22 protein-coding genes, 8 tRNA genes and 1 rRNA gene are annotated in these 23,146 nt (G+C 45.5%); 6 read left to right on the forward strand and 25 right to left on the reverse strand.

What is annotated here, in order from left to right; translation table 11 throughout:
- Positions 1–344: 344 nt before the first annotated feature.
- Complete coding sequence (locus tag L6I86_RS34420; RefSeq protein ID WP_056620596.1) at positions 345–1,214, reverse strand: nucleotidyltransferase-like protein; 870 nt, start codon at positions 1,212–1,214, stop codon at positions 345–347.
- 125 nt (positions 1,215–1,339) lie between these two features.
- Between L6I86_RS34420 and L6I86_RS34425 the strand changes: the two genes are divergently transcribed.
- Positions 1,340–1,744 (forward strand): YgzB family protein, encoded by a 405-nt coding sequence (locus tag L6I86_RS34425; RefSeq protein ID WP_173121572.1) that lies wholly within the window; start codon positions 1,340–1,342, stop codon positions 1,742–1,744.
- 42 nt (positions 1,745–1,786) lie between these two features.
- On the opposite strand, the gene L6I86_RS34430 is transcribed toward L6I86_RS34425, so the two are convergent.
- The 8 genes from L6I86_RS34430 to L6I86_RS34465 all read right to left on the reverse strand — a co-directional run bounded on the left by L6I86_RS34430 (position 1,787) and on the right by L6I86_RS34465 (position 9,241).
- Entirely contained in the window at positions 1,787–3,487 is a 1,701-nt protein-coding gene (locus L6I86_RS34430; protein ID WP_236293326.1) for a glycosyl hydrolase family 18 protein, read from the reverse strand.
- Positions 3,488–3,615: 128 nt separating this feature from the next.
- Complete coding sequence (perR, locus tag L6I86_RS34435; protein WP_056620600.1) at positions 3,616–4,050, reverse strand: peroxide-responsive transcriptional repressor PerR; 435 nt, start codon at positions 4,048–4,050, stop codon at positions 3,616–3,618.
- A gap of 94 nt (positions 4,051–4,144) precedes the next feature.
- Positions 4,145–4,852: an MgtC/SapB family protein gene (locus tag L6I86_RS34440; protein ID WP_236293328.1), complete on the reverse strand. Its 708-nt coding sequence runs from the start codon at positions 4,850–4,852 to the stop codon at positions 4,145–4,147.
- A 72-nt stretch (positions 4,853–4,924) separates the two neighbouring features.
- Positions 4,925–5,416: a GNAT family N-acetyltransferase gene (locus L6I86_RS34445; protein WP_236293330.1), complete on the reverse strand. Its 492-nt coding sequence runs from the start codon at positions 5,414–5,416 to the stop codon at positions 4,925–4,927.
- Between the two features lie 59 nt (positions 5,417–5,475).
- On the reverse strand, positions 5,476–6,924 hold the full coding sequence (gene gatB / locus L6I86_RS34450; protein ID WP_236293331.1) for an Asp-tRNA(Asn)/Glu-tRNA(Gln) amidotransferase subunit GatB: 1,449 nt from the start codon (positions 6,922–6,924) through the stop codon (positions 5,476–5,478).
- A gap of 25 nt (positions 6,925–6,949) precedes the next feature.
- Positions 6,950–8,407, reverse strand: coding sequence for an Asp-tRNA(Asn)/Glu-tRNA(Gln) amidotransferase subunit GatA (gene gatA / locus L6I86_RS34455; protein ID WP_236293333.1), 1,458 nt, complete (start codon positions 8,405–8,407; stop codon positions 6,950–6,952).
- 27 nt (positions 8,408–8,434) lie between these two features.
- Positions 8,435–8,722, reverse strand: coding sequence for an Asp-tRNA(Asn)/Glu-tRNA(Gln) amidotransferase subunit GatC (gatC, locus tag L6I86_RS34460; RefSeq protein ID WP_068663417.1), 288 nt, complete (start codon positions 8,720–8,722; stop codon positions 8,435–8,437).
- Between the two features lie 138 nt (positions 8,723–8,860).
- Positions 8,861–9,241: an ATPase gene (locus L6I86_RS34465; RefSeq protein WP_236293335.1), complete on the reverse strand. Its 381-nt coding sequence runs from the start codon at positions 9,239–9,241 to the stop codon at positions 8,861–8,863.
- Between the two features lie 180 nt (positions 9,242–9,421).
- Here L6I86_RS34465 and L6I86_RS34470 point away from each other — a divergent pair, with 180 nt between their 5' ends.
- Positions 9,422–9,706 (forward strand): DUF3817 domain-containing protein, encoded by a 285-nt coding sequence (locus L6I86_RS34470; protein ID WP_236293337.1) that lies wholly within the window; start codon positions 9,422–9,424, stop codon positions 9,704–9,706.
- A gap of 95 nt (positions 9,707–9,801) precedes the next feature.
- Complete coding sequence (locus L6I86_RS34475; RefSeq protein ID WP_236293338.1) at positions 9,802–11,196, forward strand: MATE family efflux transporter; 1,395 nt, start codon at positions 9,802–9,804, stop codon at positions 11,194–11,196.
- A gap of 60 nt (positions 11,197–11,256) precedes the next feature.
- On the opposite strand, the gene L6I86_RS34480 is transcribed toward L6I86_RS34475, so the two are convergent.
- Genes L6I86_RS34480 through tkt form a run of 3 tightly spaced genes read right to left on the reverse strand, consistent with a single transcriptional unit; the run spans position 11,257 to position 14,520 of the window.
- On the reverse strand, positions 11,257–11,748 hold the full coding sequence (locus tag L6I86_RS34480; RefSeq protein ID WP_236293340.1) for a NanQ anomerase/TabA/YiaL family protein: 492 nt from the start codon (positions 11,746–11,748) through the stop codon (positions 11,257–11,259).
- A 53-nt stretch (positions 11,749–11,801) separates the two neighbouring features.
- Positions 11,802–12,458 carry a fructose-6-phosphate aldolase gene (fsa, locus tag L6I86_RS34485; RefSeq protein ID WP_056620620.1) on the reverse strand — a complete coding sequence of 219 codons (657 nt, stop codon included), beginning with the start codon at positions 12,456–12,458 and terminating at the stop codon, positions 11,802–11,804.
- A gap of 34 nt (positions 12,459–12,492) precedes the next feature.
- On the reverse strand, positions 12,493–14,520 hold the full coding sequence (gene tkt, locus L6I86_RS34490) for a transketolase (protein WP_236293342.1): 2,028 nt from the start codon (positions 14,518–14,520) through the stop codon (positions 12,493–12,495).
- 114 nt (positions 14,521–14,634) lie between these two features.
- Between tkt and L6I86_RS34495 the strand changes: the two genes are divergently transcribed.
- Positions 14,635–15,519 carry a LysR family transcriptional regulator gene (locus tag L6I86_RS34495; protein ID WP_236293344.1) on the forward strand — a complete coding sequence of 295 codons (885 nt, stop codon included), beginning with the start codon at positions 14,635–14,637 and terminating at the stop codon, positions 15,517–15,519.
- A gap of 46 nt (positions 15,520–15,565) precedes the next feature.
- Here the strand turns inward: L6I86_RS34495 and L6I86_RS34500 are convergent, their stop codons facing one another.
- Together L6I86_RS34500 and L6I86_RS34505 are read right to left on the reverse strand one after the other, a co-directional pair.
- The gene (locus tag L6I86_RS34500) at positions 15,566–16,579 is read right to left on the reverse strand and encodes a zinc-binding alcohol dehydrogenase family protein (protein WP_236293346.1); all 1,014 of its coding nucleotides are present in this window, start codon (positions 16,577–16,579) and stop codon (positions 15,566–15,568) included.
- Positions 16,580–16,652: 73 nt separating this feature from the next.
- Positions 16,653–17,483 (reverse strand): amidohydrolase family protein, encoded by an 831-nt coding sequence (locus tag L6I86_RS34505; RefSeq protein ID WP_236293348.1) that lies wholly within the window; start codon positions 17,481–17,483, stop codon positions 16,653–16,655.
- Between the two features lie 148 nt (positions 17,484–17,631).
- Here L6I86_RS34505 and L6I86_RS34510 point away from each other — a divergent pair, with 148 nt between their 5' ends.
- The gene (locus L6I86_RS34510) at positions 17,632–18,501 is read left to right on the forward strand and encodes an AraC family transcriptional regulator (RefSeq protein WP_236293350.1); all 870 of its coding nucleotides are present in this window, start codon (positions 17,632–17,634) and stop codon (positions 18,499–18,501) included.
- On the opposite strand, the gene L6I86_RS34515 is transcribed toward L6I86_RS34510, so the two are convergent.
- The gene (locus L6I86_RS34515; RefSeq protein WP_236293356.1) at positions 18,498–19,796 is read right to left on the reverse strand and encodes a (Fe-S)-binding protein; all 1,299 of its coding nucleotides are present in this window, start codon (positions 19,794–19,796) and stop codon (positions 18,498–18,500) included. The two genes, L6I86_RS34510 and L6I86_RS34515, sit on opposite strands and share 4 nt — an antisense overlap.
- 31 nt (positions 19,797–19,827) lie before the next feature.
- Positions 19,828–21,243, reverse strand: a complete 1,416-nt coding sequence (locus tag L6I86_RS34520; protein WP_236293352.1) for an FAD-linked oxidase C-terminal domain-containing protein — start codon at positions 21,241–21,243, stop codon at positions 19,828–19,830.
- A 158-nt stretch (positions 21,244–21,401) separates the two neighbouring features.
- Here L6I86_RS34520 and L6I86_RS34525 point away from each other — a divergent pair, with 158 nt between their 5' ends.
- Complete coding sequence (locus L6I86_RS34525) at positions 21,402–22,109, forward strand: FadR/GntR family transcriptional regulator (RefSeq protein ID WP_236293354.1); 708 nt, start codon at positions 21,402–21,404, stop codon at positions 22,107–22,109.
- Positions 22,110–22,169: 60 nt separating this feature from the next.
- Here L6I86_RS34525 and L6I86_RS34530 read toward each other — a convergent pair.
- From L6I86_RS34530 to rrf, 9 genes are all read right to left on the reverse strand, one after another.
- Positions 22,170–22,248: transfer RNA gene (locus L6I86_RS34530), tRNA-Leu, on the reverse strand.
- 6 nt (positions 22,249–22,254) lie between these two features.
- Positions 22,255–22,334: transfer RNA gene (locus L6I86_RS34535), tRNA-Leu, on the reverse strand.
- A gap of 63 nt (positions 22,335–22,397) precedes the next feature.
- Positions 22,398–22,470: transfer RNA gene (locus tag L6I86_RS34540), tRNA-His, on the reverse strand.
- A gap of 42 nt (positions 22,471–22,512) precedes the next feature.
- Positions 22,513–22,588 (reverse strand) — tRNA-Thr (locus tag L6I86_RS34545).
- A 16-nt stretch (positions 22,589–22,604) separates the two neighbouring features.
- Positions 22,605–22,680, reverse strand: a tRNA-Phe gene (locus L6I86_RS34550).
- Between the two features lie 22 nt (positions 22,681–22,702).
- Positions 22,703–22,779, reverse strand: a tRNA-Asp gene (locus L6I86_RS34555).
- A 15-nt stretch (positions 22,780–22,794) separates the two neighbouring features.
- Positions 22,795–22,870, reverse strand: a tRNA-Val gene (locus tag L6I86_RS34560).
- Between the two features lie 16 nt (positions 22,871–22,886).
- Positions 22,887–22,961: transfer RNA gene (locus tag L6I86_RS34565), tRNA-Glu, on the reverse strand.
- Positions 22,962–23,049: 88 nt separating this feature from the next.
- Positions 23,050–23,146 (reverse strand): 5S ribosomal RNA (rrf, locus tag L6I86_RS34570); the annotation flags it as partial.

Genomic DNA, 23,146 nt, shown 5'->3' on the forward strand with positions numbered 1-23,146 from the left:
CTCATTTGAAGCTAGCGAGATTTTGCAATCTCTTTTATAGTCGATTACTCGACTGTGCTTACTCACTCGTTGTTCAGTTTTCAAAGATCAATTTCTTTCATTTTCTTCGTCATCCGTTTAGCGGCGACTTTTATAATATATCACATTCGAACCAATCAATGCAAGCTTTTTTTATTTCTGTTTTTTCAGCTTCGCTTTACATCATAGAACTCGTTGGTTTCAAATGCGTTACCGTTTTTAGCGGCGAGAGTTAATTTATCATAGAATCGCAATCAAAGTCAAGCATTAAAATGAGAATAAAAAAAGAACCAGGAAAACGCCTGATTCTTAAAGGATTTAACGCGTTATACACTCGTATACCTTAACTCGATTTCGGATGTTTGCTCATCAATAATGACAGCAACTTCTTTGATTAAACCTTTTTTGACTAGTTTATTGAGCAAAAGAGGAAGCTCAGACTTGATTTCAACTAACTGCGAGTGTTGTTGGAGTTCATCCGAGCTTAGCGGATGCTCGCTGTCCCTGAGGATTTGAATAAACGCCTCGCAGCAGTGCTCCATTTTGGACATAACCGAAAATTCACAAGCAAGTAGAACAAGTTGGACCCGCTGCTTCAAAGTCTCCTTACTCATTGTTAGCTCTTCATAAAGTTTATAGACCCCGGGATTAATCGCTCGAATCTGTCTCCAAACCGTGATTTCAGGGTGATAGCCATCTTCCACAATAACAATCCGTGCCCAGTGGTGTAGCGCTTCGAGAATGTTGTTATAAGCATCCAGAATATGATCGTCTAGAATGTATTCTTTACTTTGCAAATACTTACGTAGAAAATGTGAAAATTCAATTAGCAGCTTATGCTCGCGCAAGTCTCCGGGAAACTCAAGTATTCGATGGCGCAGGCCTTCTAAATAAGTGTTCTGATCCAGAAGTATCTCCCCTTTTAACAGCCAGTGAAGAATATTGCGATTAACACCATGCCGAATCCATTGCTCTATTGAAGTAGGATCAGTCCATCTTTCTTGTATCCTTGAATCGTCTCTTATATAATTAGTTGTATGATTGTTCAGTCTCAGGTCGTTGGTTACTATTAAAAGTAGCGTATCAAAACCATCTGTCAGTGAGGGAAGTTGCTTAGGATTGTCTACCGCCATGACGCTAATGATTCTAGGGTCATTCCGGAACTTAAGCAATAACTGCTCTTTATTAATTCCCATGGGTGTCCAAAGCTCCTGTCTCCAATTGTTTCTTACTTATTTCTACAAGGGTGAACGGGTTTCCTGCTGATTTCTGTGACAATTCATACAAAACATGTGCTAGAAAGATTGGGGAGGAATACACAGTGCGATTTAGATCAAGTAAAGTAAATGAATTCCGCTTATGGGGACTGGTAATGACCATGGGTGGGATGCTGCTTATGATTATAGGACTTGCTGGTGTCGTTTTCGATTGGGGACAAGTAGGCCGCGTAATTGCCGTCATCTTCATGATTATTGGTATGATCAGTGTACTGGTGAGTATGGGTATTTACTTCTGGGCGGGGATGCTTTCAACATCTGCAACTGTCATCGATTGTCCGGAATGCGGTAGAAGAACGAAAATGCTAGGTAAAACAGATCGATGCATGTTTTGTAAAACGATTCTAACGATTGATCCACAGTATGAGCCCGTTGGTGAAAATGAAACGGCGGCTACACAAACGGCTCACTTTGAGCCAAGTCGCGAACATGAGCACAAGCCTCACTAATAAGAAGAAAGCCGAGCCCATTAATAGGGTTCGGCTTTCTTTTTATTTTAAGATAGGTAAATTATCCTTCAATGCACCCCAAATTTCAGGCTTCTCAAAACCTCTTCTCCAGGTGGCCACACCGGCTAGATTATATTTATCAACCAAAGCCAACCTAGCTTTAATTGAAACTTCATCTTCCAGCCAAATACGAATTAACTTGCTTCCGTCTTTGTATTCCACATAATTTTGACCAGTATCGGCCAAAAATGTAGGAGTTAGCTTTTTATCCTTTATGATGGTTTGTGCGGCTTCCATGGTTAATGTTTTGGATGTTGCGGTTAATTTACCGTTCTTCGTTTCTTCAGTCCATTGTCGTGTATAGAATGGCACGCCGAGGACAAGCTTAGATGGCGGGATTTTATCCGTCGTTAGAAGCGCTGTAACGGACCTTTCTACCCATGGCAAGGAAGATACCGACCCAGACTTCGGACTCGTGGCCCAGTACTCGTCATAGGCCATCAACATCATATAATCGACGACCTCTGCTAGAGCTGGACGATCGTAGAACACAGACCACATTTCATTGGTTGATTTGGGTGTTACATCGATGGAAACCGATAAACCTTGCTCATGCATAAAAGGAGTCATTTCTCGCACGAATTGTACCAGGTTCTCTTTATCCTTGAGATAAACATTTTCAAAATCGATATTAATACCCTGTAGCTTGTAAGTCTGGGCAAAGCCGAGTAGTTGTTTAATCATTTTCATACGTAGATCATAGTTTGCTAGTACCTTAGTCGTGCGATCCGCATCGAAGCCATTACTAAATAACGCCCATACTTGGTAATTACGGTCGTGCGCCCATTTAACATAAGAGGCATCTGCCAAGTTACTAATGCGCCCCTCGCTATCTGCGACAGAGAACCAAGTTGGACTTATCACTTGTAAACCAGGCATATCACTGATCTTGGAGGTATCTGGGTTCTTCGTAATAACATGTTCCCAGGTCATATTTAACTTACCGGTTATAGGTTTCCAAGGCACATAGGTGGATACTGATTGCTCTTGCAGCGGTATCGTTTCGTCATGATCCTCCGTGATTTCACTCTTGCGAACGAAACCAATCGGTCCGCTCTCTAGCTGCACTTTGTACCAATTTTCTTCAAGTCCCATGATCATGACCTGTTCATTCACAGCAATCGTCGCGATAATCGGTGCTTTAATTGTAGCTTCCGTGCGTAATTGAGTCTCTTTCTTCCCTATATGTTTCCCCCACTTGATAATATCGCCTTGTTTGAAGAGCAAGATTGCACCTGACTTTACTGATTCCCTTATTTCAAATGCATACAGCTGCTTCAGAGGTTCAACAGGCAAGTAGATGGTATCTTCTTTCTTCTCGACGGGAAAGGATAAAGAAATTGGTTTTTCATTCATGAGTGCTGAAAGCTCCGTCGTCTTCATTTGCATCACTTTATCTTTGGTGGTTATGATGACGGAATCACTGCTTTTTTCATATATAATGGTCGGATCGATCCATTTCTGAACGAAATCAAGCGGAAGCTTCAGACCTTCCTTTTCTCCAATCGCACTTGATTTATAATAATTGCCTTCATAAAAAATTGGCTTTGTCAGCTCGTGGAAATCCGTCTCAACATGCGTTCGATTGGGTGCTAGCTGTTGGATCAGAAATGTTCCCGCGCCTGCCGCGAACATCCCTAAACACAATGCGCTAATCAGAATTACTTTTTTGGATGATTTCAACACTTCACTTCCTTATTGGCAATTGGTATGGATAAAAAGAAAAAAACGTGTCCGCTCTTCACAAAAGAAGGGCTGAACACGTTTCATTATACAACAGGAAACCACATAATGAGGAATTTTGCGTATAGTTAATGCTTGGTAGTAACCGTACAATCCGGGCACACACCATAAATCTCCAATCGATATCCGCCAACTTGGAAACCTGTATGCAACGCTGCTGTTGTCTCAATGTCTGACAGTGGAGGGTATTCGAAATCAGAAATCTTCCCGCATACCTCACAAACCGCATGATAATGGTCTGTCATATCCGCATCAAAACGACTGGAGCTGTCCCCATAAGTTAATTCCCGAACAAGTCCCGATTCAATAAATACTTTAAGATTATTGTAAACAGTCGCAACGCTCATGTTAGGAAATTTCGATTCTAACGATTTGTAAATATCATCCGCTGTCGGATGAGTCATGGAATCCAGCAAAAAGGAAAGAATCGCATACCGCTGGGGCGTCATCCGAACACCTGTTGTTTTCAACTTTGCTAAAGCCTGTTCTAAATGTGCTGCCATGGTACTCACCACCTGAATTAGTCATTAAAACCTTACATTATATTGTACGTGTGTTCTTCAACTTTTGTCAATGATGGTTCAAAGAAACAAATCTTCAGTTTTTACTATTTTCGATAGCCACACCAGTGACCCCTTGAATTTGATTGGTTTCTTCGAGCACTAAGCCAATAATGGATGGCTTCGGTATTGTTACATGAAACGTAATTTGAACATGATTATCCTTACTGTCATCTTCCGATTCTTCTAGTTTAATCTGCTTAATATCTATCTTACGTTTACCTAGGATCGTTGTAATTAACCCTAAGGTGCCTGGTTGATCAATCGCTTGTATTTTGAGAACGCGTACTTTTTTCCCATTGAAATACTTATGCTCTACTTTATTTAGAATAAATAAGGATATCAATACCATGAAGCAAACTAAGACTGCCGGATAATAAAAACCCGCTCCAATCGCAAGACCAATTCCCGCAACGACCCATAGTGACGCTGCTGTCGTTAGCCCCGTAATCGATCTTCCATTGAACATAATCGTACCCGCACCTAGAAATCCAATTCCACTGATAACCTGAGCCGCTAAACGAGATGGATCAATACGTACATTGACCTCATTCACAAACGCGCTAAACCCGTACATTGAAAGCAGCATCACGAGGGCCGAGCCGACACATACCAGAATGTGCGTGCGCAGACCTGCTGCATGAGAGCTTACCTCTCGCTCAAATCCAATCAAGCCACCAAGAAAAAGTGCTAATACTAGTCTAATTGTGATATGCAGCTGATCAATTACCCAAGGATTCTCCATGTAAACGCTCCCTTTTTACCTCAAATCAAAAGAATTTATTAAGTGGCAGGTGATTGGATACTAGATTTGACGCTAATGGCCTGTAGCAGGACGCTCGAATGTTGTTAGACTAACGCCAGGAGGAACAGTAAAGACGCGTTTTACGATAAAACCATGCCCCTCATAGAGACGTATTGCCGGTAAATTCTCAGTTCCTGTGGATACGATAAATCGAGCAGCTCCTGCTAGCTCTTGTTCTTTCATTATATGCTGTAAAAGGGAGCTAGCAATCCCCCTACGAAAAAAATTGGGATGAACCATCATACGGCAAATCGTAACAATACAGCCCTCACGCTCAAATGAAATGGCGCCCGCGAGTGACCGTCCCTCATGATCATCGACAAAGAAACCATAGAAAGTTTCCTTCGCTTCACGTATTGATTGAATACCATCTTTCAAAGGAGGGATATCATCAAAACCGATCAGTTCAGCCTCTACACGGTAGGAAGCGATTTGAAGCGCAAGTAGGGTCAAGATTTCTTCATTCGTTTGTAGAACTAGTTGCTGGATGGACAGTGTAATCACTCCTACATTGGAAATTAAAAAAGTGGTGCCCTGCTAAGAGGATCACCACTTTTAACTTATCATTTGCTGTTCAGGCACTCCACAATTAATTTATTGACGAGTCCTGGATTCGCTTTACCTTTGGTTTCTTTCATTACTTGTCCAACAAGGAAGCCTACGGCTTTTTCCTTACCAGCTTTGAAATCTGCAACGGATTGCGGGCTGTTCTCAACTACTTGCTCGACAATTGCTTTGATAGCACCTTCGTCACTGATTTGAACAAGACCTTGCTCTTCCACGATCTTCTGCGGCTCTTTACCGGTTTCGATCATTTCTTTAAACACCGTTTTGGCAATCTTATTGGAAATCGTGCCTTTCTCGATTAAACCAATCATTTCGCCTAGCCCTTTGCCTGTAACTTTGGCATCGGTAAATTCAAGGGAATTGGCATTCAGATAACCAAGCAAATCACCCATGATCCAGTTCGAGACAGCTTTGGCATCTTGTGTATACTTCAAGCTTTCCTCAAAGAAGTCAGCCATTTGCATAGAAGCAGTGATAACAGCTGCATCATAGCTAGGCAAGCCATATTCATTGCTGTATCTTGCTTTACGGGCATCTGGCAATTCTGGAATCGAAGCTTGTACACGTGCTTTCCATGCATCATCAATGTAAAGGCTAACCAGATCCGGATCTGGGAAATAACGATAATCGTGCGCATCTTCTTTGCCGCGCATTGCGAGAGTTCTACCTTGCGTTTCATCCCAACGGCGAGTTTCTTGAATGACTTCTTCCCCGCTTCTCAGAATCTCCGCTTGGCGATACTCTTCATACTCAAGTCCACGCTGCACCCCACGGAAGGAGTTCATGTTCTTAAGCTCAGCACGTGTGCCGAATTTCTCTTGTCCGAACGGTCGGATGGAAATATTCGCATCACAACGAAGCGAGCCTTCTTCCATTTTCACATCGGACACATCACAGTAGATCATGATCGCTCTAATTTTCTCAAGGTAAGCACGAGCCTCCTCGGGTGAGCGCAGATCAGGTTCGGATACGATCTCGATCAACGGAGTTCCTGCACGATTTAAGTCAACGAGAGAAGCATAGCCGCCATCAATATGCGTCAGCTTACCTGCATCCTCTTCCAGGTGGACACGCGTGACTCCGATACGTTTGGTAACTCCACCAACTTCGATGTCGACCCAGCCATGCTCGCCGATCGGTTTATCATATTGGGACGTTTGATAAGCATCGGGTGAGTCAGGGTAGAAGTAATTTTTGCGATCAAATTTACTGTCCGTTGCGATTGTGCAATTGAGGGCCATTGCCGCTTTCATCGCATACTCGACCGCTTGACGGTTAAGGACTGGCAGGACGCCTGGGTGGCCTAAGCATACAGGACATGTATTCGTATTCGGAGGTGCTCCGAATGAGGTTGCACAACTACAAAATATTTTGGAAGCGGTATGAAGCTCTACGTGAACTTCAAGACCGACTACGGTTTCAAATTGGGTATCTGTTGCCGACAAAGTGAATGCCTCCTTCGTTAATAACTTACAATTGCGGGCGCTGCTTGTGGTGGTCTGTGTGCTGTTCGAAAGCGTGGGCTACACGCAAAACGGTAGCTTCATCCAATGCTTTGCCGATAATTTGCAAGCCAACCGGAAGTTCATTCACAAATCCGCATGGTACGCTAATTGCAGGAATACCTGCCAAACTGACCGGGATCGTCATGATATCATTCAAATACATCGTGAGTGGATCACTGCTCTGCTCGCCGATTTTGAAAGCTGTCGTTGGTGCCGTTGGCCCGATGATAATGTCATAGTTGTTAAACACTTGATCAAAGTCTTGCTTGATCAGTGTGCGAACTTGTTGGGCTTTCAGGTAATACGCGTCATAGTAGCCTGAGCTCAGTGCGTAGGTGCCAAGCATGATCCGACGTTTAACCTCAGGACCAAAACCTTCACTGCGGGAAAGATTATAGAGATCCAACAAATTGCGTGCATTATCTGAACGAACACCATAACGGATGCCGTCAAAACGTGCCAAGTTGGAAGAAGCCTCGGAGGAAGCGAGCAAGTAATACGTTGCTACCGCATACTCGGAATGTGGAAGCGTAACTTCTTCCCATACAGCGCCAAGACCTTCAAGTACTTTGAGCGCTTCAAGAATTTTCTCTTTTACAGCTGGGTCGATTCCTTTGCCCATGTATTCTTTGGGTACGCCTATGCGCAGTCCTTTGACATCACCCGTCAATGCGCTCAGATAGTTCGGGATGTCCACATTCGCAGAAGTGGAGTCTTTCGGGTCGTAACCTGCGATAGCTTGCATCGCGTACGCAGCATCTTCTACGTTCTTCGTAAGCGGCCCGATTTGGTCTAAGGAGGACGCGAAAGCGACCAAACCATAGCGGGACACGAGTCCGTACGTCGGCTTCAGACCGACGATACCGCAGTAAGCAGCCGGTTGGCGAATCGAGCCACCGGTGTCGGAGCCCAGCGCGAAGTACACTTCGCCTGCAGCGACTGCAGCTGCCGAGCCACCGCTGGAACCGCCTGGCACATAATCCGTGTTCCACGGATTGTGGGTCGGGTGGAACGCGGAGTTCTCGTTGGAGCCGCCCATCGCAAACTCATCCATGTTGAGTTTGCCGATGGTAACCGCTTGAGCTTCCTTGAGCTTGCTCACGACTGTCGCATCATAAATCGGAATATGATTGGATAAAAATTTGCTTGCGCAGGTTGTTTTCAAACCTTCGGTTACCATATTATCCTTGATTCCGATTGGCAAACCGAATACATCACTGCGTGTAGCATTGCTTAAAAGCTGCTCGTCCAACTTAGCAGCCGTCTGACGTGCATTCTCTTCATCTAATGTAAGGAAAGCGCGAACCTTGCTCTCCACTTGCCCAATTCTTGTATAGGATTGATCCACGAGATCCGAAACTTTGAGTTCTTTGCTTTGCAGTTTCGCATGGATTTGTTGTAGGTTTAATTCAAACAAAGACAACGACAGGCACTCCCTTTCATCTCTAACTTATTCTAAAACAGCTGGAACCTTGAACTGCCCATCCTCATGATCAGGGGCATTCAGCATGACTTTTTCAATCGGCAAAGACGGCTTTGCAACATCCTCACGCATGACATTTACTAATGGCATGGCATGGCTAGTTGGTACAACACCTTCGGTGTCTAATTGATTGAGCTGCTCGGCATATTTTAAAATAGCATTAAGCTGATCTGTAAATAGATCTTTTTCGGTATCATTGAGATCGAGTCTAGCCAGCTTGGCGACATGATCGACATCTTTCTTCGTTATGCTCACGTATTCTGCACCCCTTGTATCAGCATTTAGTCATTCTTTTCATTATATCCCAGATATTTTGCGAACTCAATCCAGAATAAGGATTAAGCGTGATGAATGAAAAAAGCGACGGTGCATGTCCACCGACGCTCTCTATTGTTAAATCCAAGCTTTCAGCCCGATTTGTTTGATGAATTCTTCACGGGACTGTACTTCCTTGTCCCTTTCCTTCTCTGGCTCTGTGGCGGACTCGCCATTCATTATTTTACGGAATAAGGCTTCATTGTTCGTTGCGAGAGCGTAATCTATTAAAGCTTCTCTCTGGGCTTGCTCTGCCTCTTGCTGCAGAAGCACTTCTTCCAGCTCAATATCAGTTGCAGTCACATAGTAATGTTTGTTCTCTTTAGGGACACGTACGACATAGTCGAAAATGTTATCATTATTTCGGTCATACGCAATTAAATAGCCATATCCGCCAATAGGCAGATTCTGTTCTAAACGATCAGCAATGAAGATAATTTTCTCGCCAAGACGAAGCATCTGCTTTCCCCCTACCTATATATAACACTCAAATGAGTCTATGAATACATGGAATACGTTCTATTGCCTATCGTACTAAAAAAACTAGATTGTGTCCAATTGACATCACTTGTTCATACTGCATTCATATTTCTATCTTAGGATGAATTTACTTTCATTCATAAAAAGGAGTTGCTTACTGTGTTACAACGTTCTTTACAAGCCTTACGCTATGTCGGTTGGGCCGAGGGTTCCTCTTTTCTCATTTTACTTGGTATCGCCATGCCACTTAAATACGCTTTCGATCTGCCACAAGCTGTTTTTGTCGTAGGGATTGCTCATGGATTTCTATTTTCGCTCTATCTGCTATCGATTGCTTGGGTCACACTTCTACATCGCTGGTCTTTTGGACGCGTACTTGCAGCTTTCATTGCGGCATTTATTCCATTCGGTCCATTCTTATTCGATCGTTGGATCCGACATTAGAGGCATCACTTCGTAAAATTTCAGAAAGAAGCATGAAACTGATATAGTAGTGAGAAAACTATTCTATCGAACAAGTGAAATTTACGGAGGAAATCATGCCAGAGCCATCATCATCTCCAAAAGCTCGTCCCTCGCTAACGGAGGGCCCGATTACGAAGACATTGATCTTATTTTCACTCCCCATACTATTAGGGAACGTTCTACAATCCTTAAACGGGTCGATCAATACCATTTGGATCGGGAAATATTTAGGTGAAGTCGCCCTTGCCGCAACATCGAATGCGAATATTATTATGTTCTTCTTAATTAGCTCCATCTTCGGGATTGCCATGGCTGCCGTCATTCTTATCGGTCAAAATCTGGGAGCTAAGAAAGTTCAAGAGGCCAAAAAAGTAGTCGGAACAAGCACAGTCTTCTTCCTCGTTTTATCCATAATCGTCGCCTTACTGGGATGGATCTTCTCCACCACGATCCTAGACTGGATGAATACTCCGCCTGATGTCAAAGAGTTTGCAGTGACGTATACGCGAATAATGTTCGCAGGTGTTCCGTTCATGTTCGGCTATAATTTAATCATGGCCATTTTACGTGGCTCTGGGGATGCGAAAACCCCGTTTTACTTCTTACTTTTATCAGCAATCCTTGATGTCGCCCTCAATCCTTTGCTGATTCAAGGGATGGGACCATTCCCGAAAATGGGGATTGCCGGCTCCGCTGTAGCGACTTTTATCGCGCAACTAGTGAGCTTCGTGCTCCTCATTGCTTACTTGTATAAGAAGAAGTATTTTCTTCGCATTACCAAAGAGGACATTCCTTTGCTACGAATCGATTGGACGATTATTCGAACACTGATACAAAAAGGGCTGCCCATGGGCTTAAATATGGTCGTGGTTTCTCTAAGTAATCTGATGCTGGTTCATCTCGTGAATGCCTATGGCTCAGAATCCACCGCAGCTTTCGGTGTGGCGATGCAAATATCAAGTTACGTCCAAATGCCCGCTATGGCTATTGGTGGAGCTGTAACCTCGATGGCTGCGCAAAACATTGGCGCTGGGAAATGGGAGCGTGTCAACCGGATTACGTGGACAGGCGTAGGCGTTAATATCTTGATGACTGGACTAATTGTTGCCGTTTTGCACCTGTTCAATCGAGAAGTCGTCTCATTCTTCCTGCCACCTGAAGGGAAGGCGATTGATATAGGCGTTCATATTAACAATATTACGCTTTGGTCTTTTATTATTTTCGGCGTCTTCAATGTTGTTGCAGGTGTCGTTCGATCTGCGGGATCTGTTGTGTTCCCTCTTATCGTTGCATTTGTTGCACTGTTACTTGTTCGCATCCCACTTGCCACTGTGCTATCGCACAAGTACGGTTTCGATGTGATTTGGTGGAGTTTCCCTGTCAGCTTCAGTGTTGCTGCCAGTTTGAACCTGCTTTATTATCGTTTCGGGAAATGGAAGCAAGCCAGAATGATGGCCAGTAAAACCTAATCAAAAGCTTAAACAAAAAGTCTGCCTAGCCAAATAAATTGGCGTGAGCAGACTTTTTTGCTAGAGTTGCAGCAAATCCTTATGGATTTTGATCACAATCTTCTTATTCGTTGTTGATTCCGTAATGAGGCAATTAGGCCGATGAATATCGGATGGGAAGCATACGGCAAACATGCCAGGTTTGAGAAAAATATCCGTTTCAGGCAATGCGTGTTGTGATTCGTAGAAAGCGACATCATGTGTCTCATACTTGTTATCCACAATAATTGCCTCATCAGTCAGCTTGTAGAAGCATAAACGCTCCTCCCCGCTCACTAGGAACTGAATATCCGTATAAACGACGTGCGACTCCGGCATTTGTTCTTCCCTTGGACGCGTCACGGATTCTTGCACATTGGCGTACATCAAGTGGCCATTATCGCCCTCTAGATCATACCGTCCTACTTCTAGCTCTCCCAAATTCCGATTCAAAATGTAGTCGATACCTCGCGCTACCGCCGCTGGCCATAAATGCCGTTCTTGCTCAAAATGCTTCACATCGCTGATAATCATCGCTATTTTCTCCTTTTAAAAAGACCCGCCCCTTCGGGCGAGTCATCTCTTGTTTAGAACTTTTCTTGCTTAGCGCCTTCCCAATCAGCAAGGAACTTCTCAATCCCCGCATCTGTCAGCGGGTGTTTACTCATTGATTCTATCACTTTATAAGGGACTGTCGCAATATGTGATCCTGCAAGCGCTGCTTCAATGACATGCGCAGAGTGACGTACACTCGCAGAAATAATTTCGGATTTGATGCCGTGTACTTGGAAAATCTGGCTGATTTCTTTGATTAAGTTCATACCAACTTGGTTGATATCATCCAAGCGTCCGATAAACGGAGACACATACGTTGCACCCGCACGAGCAGCTAGTAAAGCTTGAGTTGAACTGAAAATCAACGTTACATTCGTTGGAATGCCAAGTGATCTGAACACGCTTGTTGCTTGTAAACCATCCAATGTCATTGGCAGCTTAATAACAACATTCGGGCTTAATGCCGCAAGCTTCTTACCTTGCTCAACCATTTCTTCAGCTTTCAAGGAAACAACCTCAGCACTGATCGGAACATCACCAACGATAGAGATGATTTCTTTCACTGTTTCAAAAAAGTCTCTTCCTTCTTTTGCAATCAATGAAGGGTTAGTAGTTACACCTGCAACTACACCTAACGCGTGCGCTTTACGAATTTCTTCTACATTGGCTGTGTCGATAAACAATTTCATCCTGTATCCCTACCTTTTCTCCCGCTATGGGTGCTTATTGGAAATACTTCTGTCTGATTTGCCCAACGATTGCTTCTGCGGTAAAGCCATATTCACGAATGACGCGATCTGCTTTCGCTGATGCTCCGAACTTGCGGATGCCGACAACGAAACCTTCTTGTCCCGTAATTTCTTCCCATCCAGCCGGATAAGCCATTTCCATCACAACATTCTTACGCACGTGAGGTAAAATAATTGCATTCCGTACCTCTTCTGGCTGCTGCTCAAATAATTCACGGCTTGGCATGGAAATAACACGAGCTCCAATACCATCTTGCGCCAACTGCTTCTTCACGTCAAGTGCTAAGCTCACTTCTGAGCCAGTCGCAATGAGTTGAATGTCCGTAGTCTCGCCAGAAGCAACATCAGAAAGAACGTAAGCCCCTTGATGAATATGATCAAAAGCAAGCTTATCCGTACCTGGAAGCACAGGTAGATTTTGACGGGAAAGTGCGAATACGAACGGACCTTCCTTCGCTTGAAGAACATACTCCCATGCAGCTGCTGTCTCGTTCGCGTCCGCAGGACGGAACAACGTGAGATCCGGAATCATCCGTAGGGATGGGATCTGCTCAATCGGCTGATGCGTCGGGCCATCTTCGCCGACAGCGATACTGTCATGCGTAAAGACGTACGCAACTGGGATCTTCATCAGCGCTGACAGACGGATCGCACCGCGCAGATAGTCGCTGAACACGAGGAACGTGCCGCCGAAAGCGCGCAGTCCGCCGTGCAGCAGCATGCCGTTCAGCGCTGCGCCCATGGCGAATTCCCGGACGCCGAACCAGAAGTTGCGGCCGCTGTAATCGGCTGCACTGAAAGCTGCAGCATCGCCGATCATAGTGAAGTTGGAGCTCGCAAGGTCGGCAGAGCCGCCTACTAGATGAGGTACCCGCTTCGCCAAGCCGTTAATCACTTTGCCAGATGCTGTGCGCGTCGAGATCGCACCGCTTTCGGGGGTGTAGCGCGGCACATCGGCGTTCCAATCCGCCGGAAGGTCGCCGCTGTTCGCGAGCTCGAACTGCTTAGCGAGCTCGGGGTAGGCCGCCTGGTAGCTGTGCCACAGCTGCTCCCAGGCTGCTTCTGTTTGAGCCCCCACCTGCTTGTGGTGGGCGAAGTGGGTGTAAACCTCAGCCGGGATGTAGAAGTCCGGCTCGAGGGGCCAACCCAGAGCTTGCTTCGTCAGAAGCAGCTCGTCTTTGCCCAGCGGCGAGCCATGCGTGCCGCCGTGGCCGCCTTTGCCGGCTTTGTTCGGCGAGCCGAAGCCGATGGTTGTTTTGATCTCAATCAGCGTCGGTCGATTGAGATCCGCCTTGCCCTCTGCGATCGCCGCAGAGATGGCGTCGACGTTGTTCTGCTCCTCCACGCGGAGGTATTGCCAGCCGTAGGACTCGAAACGCATCTTGACGTTCTCGGAGAACGACATGTTCAAGTCACCATCGAGCGAAATATCGTTGGAATCGTAGAGAACGACTAGTTTACCTAATTTGAGATGTCCAGCTAAGGAAGCTGCTTCAGAGGAAACACCTTCCATCAAGTCGCCATCTCCACAAATGGCATAAGTGAAATGGTCAACAACTGGAAAATTCGGTTTATTATACACGGAAGCTTGATGTGCTTCAGCCATCGCCATACCCACAGCCATGGCAACACCTTGACCAAGCGGACCTGTCGTAGCTTCTACACCAACGGTGTGACCGTACTCTGGATGCCCAGGTGTGCGGCTTCCCCATTGGCGGAATTCCTTGATATCGTCCAAAGATACATCATACCCACTTAGATGAAGCAAGCTGTAAAGCAACATGGAGCCATGCCCTGCAGACAAGACGAAACGATCACGATCCGCCCATTTCGGGCTAACTGGATTGTGCTTCAAATGACGTGTCCATAGCGCATACGCCATTGGCGCCGCGCCCATTGGCATGCCTGGGTGACCCATAGCTGCTTTCTCGACAGCATCAATTGTAAGCGTTCTAATCGCATTAATGCTTAATTCTTCAATGCCAACCGTTGTTCCATTCAATGAGATACGCCTCCATCTATATGGTTGTTTTTGTTACCTTATCTCTTTATTATAAGAGGAGATGGTGCATTCAAATAATTGATAGTTTCGATACTCGCTATAGAAGGTGTCTATATGGTTAATTTCGAGTTGTATAAAGTATTTTATTTAACAGCGAAATCCGGAAGTCTGTCCAAAGCTGCCAAAGAGCTGTATATCACACAGCCCAGTGTCTCTCACTCCATCAAATTATTGGAGGAAAGCCTAGGGCTTCCTCTGTTTGCTCGTACGTCTAAAGGCGTTGATTTAACCAAAGAGGGAGCCATCCTCTATTCCTATATTGAACAAGCTTACAACTTCATCTCCCTAGCGGAGGAAAAGCTCAATGAGCTGCGAAATTTCTCTAGCGGAGAAATCAAAATCGGTGGCAGTGATTCCTTGTGCAAACACTATCTTCTTCCCTTTCTGGAATCGTTTCACGTTCAATATCCACATATCCAAATTAATCTAGTCCATGGGACGACACCTGAGATTGTAAAAAATTTAAAAGAAGGCAAAATCGACATCGGTATTGTGAGAACACCTATTCATGATGATCAGCTTCAGGTTCGTGAGGGTATCACCATTCAGGACTGCTTCGTAACGGGACCCAAGTACCGCGAACTGTCTAAGGGTAAGGTTACGTTGGCAGAACTTCTCGCCTATCCAATTATCTTATTTTCTAGTAATAGCTCCTCCAGGAAATTCGTCACCCGTTTGTTCAGTGATAACGGCTTACTTTTGGAGCCGGAGATTGAGCTGGGCAGTGTGGACTTACTCATTGAATTTGCTAAGATTGGCTTCGGCGTTTCCTTTGTTACGAAGGAGTTTGTCGCCAAAGAATTAGCAGAGGGCAGCTTATTTGAGGTCAATCTTGAGGCGTCGATCCCCTCAACCAAGATAGGGATTATCACTTTGAAGAATATGCCGCTCTCGACTGCTGCTGCCGCATTTGTAGCTGAGTTGGAGAATCCGGGGTAATATAGCCAAAAAAACACACTCAGCTTCCACCGAGTGTGTCCCCTTTTTACAAACAAACCATCGCCTTAATCACCTTGGACTCCGGCTTCAGCCACGTTTCGAATTGCTCTACCATTTCCTCGAAGGAGCTACGATGCGTAATATAGCGCTCAATGTCGATGCTTCCCGTCTTGAATGCACTTATCACCGTATCAAAATCCTCCATGGTCGCATTACGGCTCCCCATTAACGTCAGCTCCTTCTTGTGGAAATCAGGGTCATGGAAGGCAATATCTGCCTTTACTAGTCCGACGTAAACAAGTTTGCCGCCATGAGCAACAAGACCGAACGCATCTGTCATCGATCTAGCATTTCCAGTTGCGTCGAAAACGACGGTAGGAAATTCGCCCTTCGTAAGCTCCGCTAGCTTTTCCTTCGGATGCTGGAGCGCATTCACGGTCTGATCGACGCCTGCCCATTCCCGGCAAAATGCTAATCGCTCCTCATTAATATCCATTGCTATAACATTAGCGCCAAGCTGCTTCGCCAAAATCATTACCCCAAGCCCAATCGGGCCCGCTCCAATCACTAGCGCCGTTTCCCCTGTACGCAGCTCTGATCTACGCACCGCATGTGCACCAATGCTAAGTGGTTCTAGCATTGCAGCTTGATCAAGAGATAGCCCCTCGGCTTTGATCAGCTGACTTACAGGGAGAGCTAGACGCTCTACCATGCCTCCATCCATATGTACGCCAAGCACTTTCATGTCTGTACAGCAATTTGTTTTGCCATTTCGGCAAGCAATACATTGCCCACAATGCATGTAGGGAACGACGCTTACAAGATCGCCAACTGCAACATCCGTTACTCCCGCACCAAGCTCCTCTACATACCCTGCCAGCTCATGCCCTAGAATACGCGGATAGCTAAAGAAAGGCTGATTCCCTTTAAAAGCATGCAAATCCGTCCCACATATGCCGATTCGCTGAATACGAACGAGTGCTTCTCCCACACCTACACTTGGTTCTTCTACCTCGACATACTTTAAATGCTCAACTTGTTCACAGACGATCGCTTTCATGTTTGCCCTCCTCTCACATTCGAGCACTCTTACTCATAGACATCGAGGCCAATTTTGCCTCATTTGCGATATTTCATAATTTATAGAATTCCATTGCATTTAGACCGAATAAGCGAGCCTTATCCTTTTCTGACCAGCTATCTGGCAAGGATTGATTCACAACATCGACAACGTCCTCATACTCAGCCGCGAGTAGACAAACTGGCCAATCACTTCCGAACATCACACGCTCCGTTCCAAAAATCCCCAAAATATGCTGGACATACGCCGTAAAATCCTCCTGCTTCCAATCAGAATGGTTGGCTTCGGTCACCATGCCTGAAACTTTACAATATAGACTGGGGTGCTTTGCAATAGTCGCCATTTGGCTTTTCCAGGGTTCAATCACACCTTCGGCAATCGACGGTTTCGCAATATGATCAATGACCGCTCGCAAACCTGGGACTAGTTCTAACAGCTCGATGACGACTTCTAATTGATGAGCGAGGACAAGCAAATCAACGGGTACATCTTCCTTAGCGAAATATCGCAAGGCGTCCACAAAATGGGGCTGAAGAATAACACGTGCATCAGGGAGCTCCTGAATCATAACCCTAAAGCCTAGATAGTTCGGGTGCTGACTGCATTTTTTATAATGAATAAGATAATCAGGATCGTCCAAATCAAGCCATCCAACAACGCCGGCAATCGAATCCGTGCTTTCACTTAAAGTTAGTAAATAATCAGTTTCCTCTAAAGTTTGCGCAGCTTGAACCACAATGCTCTTATCTAAGTTGAATTGCTCAAGATGTGGTACCAAATCATTTGGTGAAAAATCACGATTCAATACAGGGAGCGCTGGTGTAAGCCATCCATAATCCCCTCGGTCGATCTTCCAATAATGCTGATGTGCATCAATACGCATGATGATTCTCCTTATCCATCTCACCTAATATGATATCGCTTTCTTCCATTTTATCATTAAATTTTCGATATGAAATATCGATATCTAGCATAACTATACGGTTTTTTGATATTATCAAACTATCTTGTAGAAGAATGGAGTGGTTATTGTGGATCCTATTCGTAAAATTTTCGATAATCATGACGCCTTCCCCATGTCTTTTGCCCATAAAAATACAAAAAGCTCGCTTAGCGAGCTTCCTGACCATTTCCATGACTGGTATGAAATTGTCTATGTGTATCGGGGACGTGGCACTTTTTTTATCGATCATACCTTCTATGAAATGAAACAAGGTGATCTCTTTCTTATTCCAGGGAATACGATTCATCGAGCGACACCAGATAAAGAGTCCCCTGTGACGTCCACTGCGATTTACTTCTCTCCAAGTATTGTACAGTTGCCCTCTTTAGGAGATGACTTCTCCTATTTACAATGCTTTGAACAAGCCGCGACACTTCGTAACTATAAGTTCGAGATGCGCTTACCACAGAGTCAACACCTAGAATTACTTTTGGATGTTATTGAAAACGAATATAAACATCCAACCATTGGTAAACGCCAATCTATCCTTATTCATTTGCTTCAATTGCTGCTTACTATCCAGCGTGAAATGACCACAGACATCAAGTCACCCAAATTGGACACGCTTGTCGGCCCTATTTGGATGCGAGAAATCATACTCTATATTGACCAGCATTTCTGTGAAGATATCGGACTCCAAGCACTCTCCAAACAAGTTTCCGTCACGCCCGCTCATTTCAGCAGGGTATTTAAACAGTTCATTGGTATGAATATCAGTACCTATCTCATAACTAAGCGCATCATCCGTGCCAAACAGCTGCTTCAAGAAAGTGATGCTAGTGTCGGTACAATCGCGGACATGTGCGGTTTTGAAAGTTTACCTCATTTTCATGCGATGTTCAAAAGAGTGTTTGGCATTACGCCCGCTGCTGCTCGAAAGTCTTTCCGTTCATTCTAATCTTGCTTCACTAACCGGTCGTAGAGGAAGTCCGCGATATGAACGGCTTCCATATGCCCGGTTTGCCCATGTTTATCAATACCTAACTTCATTTGCAGTAAGCATCCTGGATTGCTCGTGACCACGTAGGATGCTATTGTTGCATTCACATTTTCCATCTTATGCTCTAAGATTTGATTGGCCATTTCGGGCTGAGTCATATTATAAATACCTGCGGAACCACAGCATGAACCAGAATCCTTCATTTCGATATACGCGGTGTTACTTACCCTTTGCAGTAATTGCTTCGTTGGTTGGCTGCCCTTCATTACGTTGCGAAGATGACAGGACTCTTGGTACGTAACACGTGTTGGACCTTGTTGTGATAGTGTTTCTGCAAAACGTAGAGGCCGACCTTTCTCCACCAGAATGGAGCTGATATCCTTCACACGTTTGGCGAACCAAGTGGAGGCTTCCTTCCACTCTTCCTCATCATGAAGCAGATGATCGTACTCAACAAGAATCGCTCCACAACCTCCTGCATTCGAAATAATGTAATCGACTCCTGCCTCTTGGAAAGCGCGAATATTACTTTTGGCCATTTGCTTCGCTTGATCTGTTTCTCCACTATGGGCATGAAGAGCCCCGCAGCAGTTCTGCGATTCAGGAATGACGACATCGAAACCAGCCTCGGTCAAAAGCTTCACCGTACTTATATTCGTTTCAGTGAATAGGACGTCCATCAAACATCCACGGAACATCCCCACAGTGCCCAGCTTTTTGCCTTTTGCCGGTATAAACGTACCAAGACGTTCAACAATTCCCTTGCCTGAAGCATCAGGAAGAATTTTCTCCATCGTAGCCATATGCTTCGAGAATAGACCGACTACACCGGTTTTTCTAACTAACTTTTGGATACCTGACATTTTGTAAAAATGAAGCCCTGTCCCGAGCAGCTGCATTCTCTGTTGGGATGGAAATAGCTCTTTGAATACGAGCTTCCGCACACCCTTTACCCACCATCTATGCTGGGTTGTATGCACTTCAATGGCATCGCGAGCCTGTTCGATTAATTGGCCATATTTCACATCAGCTGGGCAGGCAGGCTCACACGCGCGGCAACCCAAGCAGTGGTTCATCTGATCTTCGAAGCGTATCCCTGGCTCCATGAGGCCATCTACGGCTGCCTTCATCAGAGAGATGCGGCCCCGCGGAGACTCTGCCTCGATCCCTGTTTCTTTAAATGTCGGACAAGCTGGCAGGCAGAATCCACAACGCATGCAATTCGTTAATTGGTCGTAGTCCAGTTTCTGCATTAACGTTTCCTGAAGTGTTGCTCCTTGGCCCTTAGACACGATCAATCACCACCCTGCGTCTAGATTCCTTGGCAAACATTTTACCTGGATTTAGAATATGGTTCGGATCGAACGCATCCTTAATCCCCTTCATCATGGCGATTCCGCTGCTTCCCACTTTCCATTCCAGGAATGGCGCTTTCACTAACCCAACACCATGTTCACCAGTAATGGTTCCACCTAAACGAATCGCGGCTTCAAAAATCTCTTCAAACGCCGCTTCTACACGATGAACTTCATCATGATCTCTTGCGTCGGTTGTTGCGGTAGGATGTAGATTGCCATCGCCTGCGTGACCGAACGTGCAAATTTGAACATCATGCTTGGTAGCTATTCGATTGATTTCTAGAACCATCTCCGCGATCTTGGAGCGAGGTACCGTTGCATCCTCAAGTATCGTCGTCGGACGTAAGCGAGCAAGAGCAGTAAAGGCGCTACGTCTTGCTGTTAGTAGCTTCAGCGCTTCCTCTTGTGTGCTCGCGATGCTGACTTCATCTGCCTGCTCCTCCCTGCAAATCTCAGAGATGAGGGCAATGTCACGCTCAACCATCTCTGGCTCGCCATCTTGTTCAATAAGCAAAATAGCAGCCATATCCAATGGGAGTCCAAGGTTTGCAAAATCATCTACAACACGAATTGTTGGATTATCCATGAATTCCAAGGTTGCTGGAATGATGCGATTCTCGATGATTTTGGAAACAGTGCGCGCCGCGCCGTATAAGTCCTTGTACATCGCCAACATTGTTTTCTTCGCCTTTGGAGGAGGAATCAGTTTAAGCGTAGCTTCTGTGATAACTGCAAGCGTGCCCTCGGAGCCGACTAGCAGCTTCGTTAAATCATACCCGGCTACATCCTTCATCAGCTTTCCACCGGTACGCATAATTTCACCTGATGCAAGAACACACTCAAGGCCGATCACGTAGTCTTTGGTTGTGCCATATTTTAAACCGCGAAGACCGCCTGAACACTCTGCAATATTGCCGCCAATGGTGGAAATCGCCATCGAACTTGGATCTGGTGGATAAAATAAGCCCAATCCCTCAATTTGCTCGATGAATTCCTTCGTAATGATCCCCGGTTGCACGGTGGCTGTCAGATTCTGCAGATCGATATCTAGGATCGCATTCATACGATGCATAACCATGACGATCCCACCTTGTACAGGTACAGTACCTCCACACAAATTCGTACCCGAACCCCTGCTGATCAGGGGAATGCGATGCTCATTCAACACCTTCATAATACCTGAAACCTGTGCAGTATCTTTCGGATAGATCACACCGTCAGGTAAGGACTGGAGCATCGGTGTCCCATCATAGGAATGGGTAACTAGAGATTCCATATCATCTTTATAAAAGGCTTCGCCTACAATGGCCTGTAATTGTTGTCTAACTTGATTATCGAGCATGAAGAATCCTCCCTTGAGCGCTTACTTAGTATGCTACATTCCTTAGTAATTCTTGATGTTTTTACAAGTGATCATGTGATCAGATGACTTTCCTTCTATTTTAGCTTATGATGTAATAGATGTATAGAACTTTATCAGCGATTTTCAGGGGGATACTTATGGTTTTTCAGCAAATCCGACCACAAAAGGGCTCGGAAATCGTGCTTCAACATATTAAAGCTCAAATTGAGGAAGGAACTTATGCTCCTGGTTCTAAGCTTCCTACAGTCGTTGATCTTGCTGCAAGCTTCCAAGTCGGCCGATCTACGATCAGAGAAGCACTCAGTGGGCTTAAAGCTATGGGCTGGGTCGATATTCGACATGGGGGAGGCACTTATGTCGTTACGTCATTACCGACGGAATCGAGTAGTCTCTTTGACCACAGCGAGACACTTCAGGAAGTGCAGGAGGTGCGCAGATTCATTGAGGCTGGCTGTGCAACCTTAGCGGCTAGCCGCCGTACTGAGCAGCATTTATCCGTTCTTAAAGAAATCCTTCGTGATATGGAATCTTCACTTGGTAATGAGGAAGAAAGCGAACATGCAGACATTCGCTTTCATTTGGAGATCGCTAAGGCATCTCAGAATACCCTATTCTTAGGGATGATGGAGTCCTTGACGGAGCGATTACAACAGAGCATGAAAGCCTCGCGGCGTCTGTGGTTTTTTGCAGAGCGTGCTTCGGCCGAACAGCTTCTGCAAGAGCATCGCGATATTGTTGAGGCAATTGCGGCTCAAGACGAGCAGCTTGCTGCAGAGAGAATGTCTCAGCATATTGCGAAAGTTGATCAGGTAATTCAACAATTAGCACAGAAAAACAAAGAATAACATATGAGAACAACAAAAAAAGCCTTACAGTGTAAGGCTTTTCGTGTGTGTTGCTTTTGATACCGGCAAGAGGACTCGAACCTCCACCCTTTCGGACTCGATTTTGAGTCGAGCGCGTCTGCCATTCCGCCATGCCGGCATATAATGCGCGTAGAGGGACTTGAACCCCCACGGTCACCCGCTAGATCCTAAGTCTAGTGCGTCTGCCAATTCCGCCATACGCGCATGTTGTCAATCAGGCAAATGATGAAGTTGCTAGCCGAAGCTGACTTCACTGAGAAATTAATGGGCGGACGACGGGACTTGAACCCGCGAATGCCGGATCCACAAACCGGTGCGTTAACCCCTTCGCCACGACCGCCACATTAGATAACTTCTTTTCCCCAAACCTTCTTAGGAAAAATGGTGCCGTCGAGAGGACTTGAACCCCCAACCTACTGATTACAAGTCAGTTGCTCTACCAGTTGAGCTACAACGGCTTATTCATTTAGAAAATGGTGGCTTTGGACGGAATCGAACCGCCGACACGAGGATTTTCAGTCCTCTGCTCTACCGACTGAGCTACAAAGCCAAGGTATGATTTCAAACTTAAATGGCGGAGCTGACGGGATTCGAACCCGCGGTCTCCTGCGTGACAGGCAGGCATGTTAGGCCACTACACCACAGCTCCATGCAAAATTCTATATGGTGAACGCTGACGGGATCGAACCGCCGACCCCTACCCTGTCAAGGTAGTGCTCTCCCAGCTGAGCTAAGCGTTCATATATTTTGTGGAAATGGTGACCCGTAGGGGACTCGAACCCCTGTTACCTCCGTGAAAGGGAGGTGTCTTAACCACTTGACCAACGGGCCTAAAATTTTTTCCGAAAGCTTCGGCAAAAAAAATACCCAATGTAGAGAGACTTTTAGCTCCACTAAAAGATCCCTATATCAGGTGACTGCTTGGCAACGTTCTACTCTCCCAGAACCCTGCGGTTCAAGTACCATCGACGCTGGAGGGCTTAACGGTCGTGTTCGAGATGGGAACGCGTGGGTCC

Source organism: Paenibacillus allorhizoplanae (assembly GCF_927798215.1).
Taxonomy (GTDB): domain Bacteria; phylum Bacillota; class Bacilli; order Paenibacillales; family NBRC-103111; genus Paenibacillus_E; species Paenibacillus_E allorhizoplanae.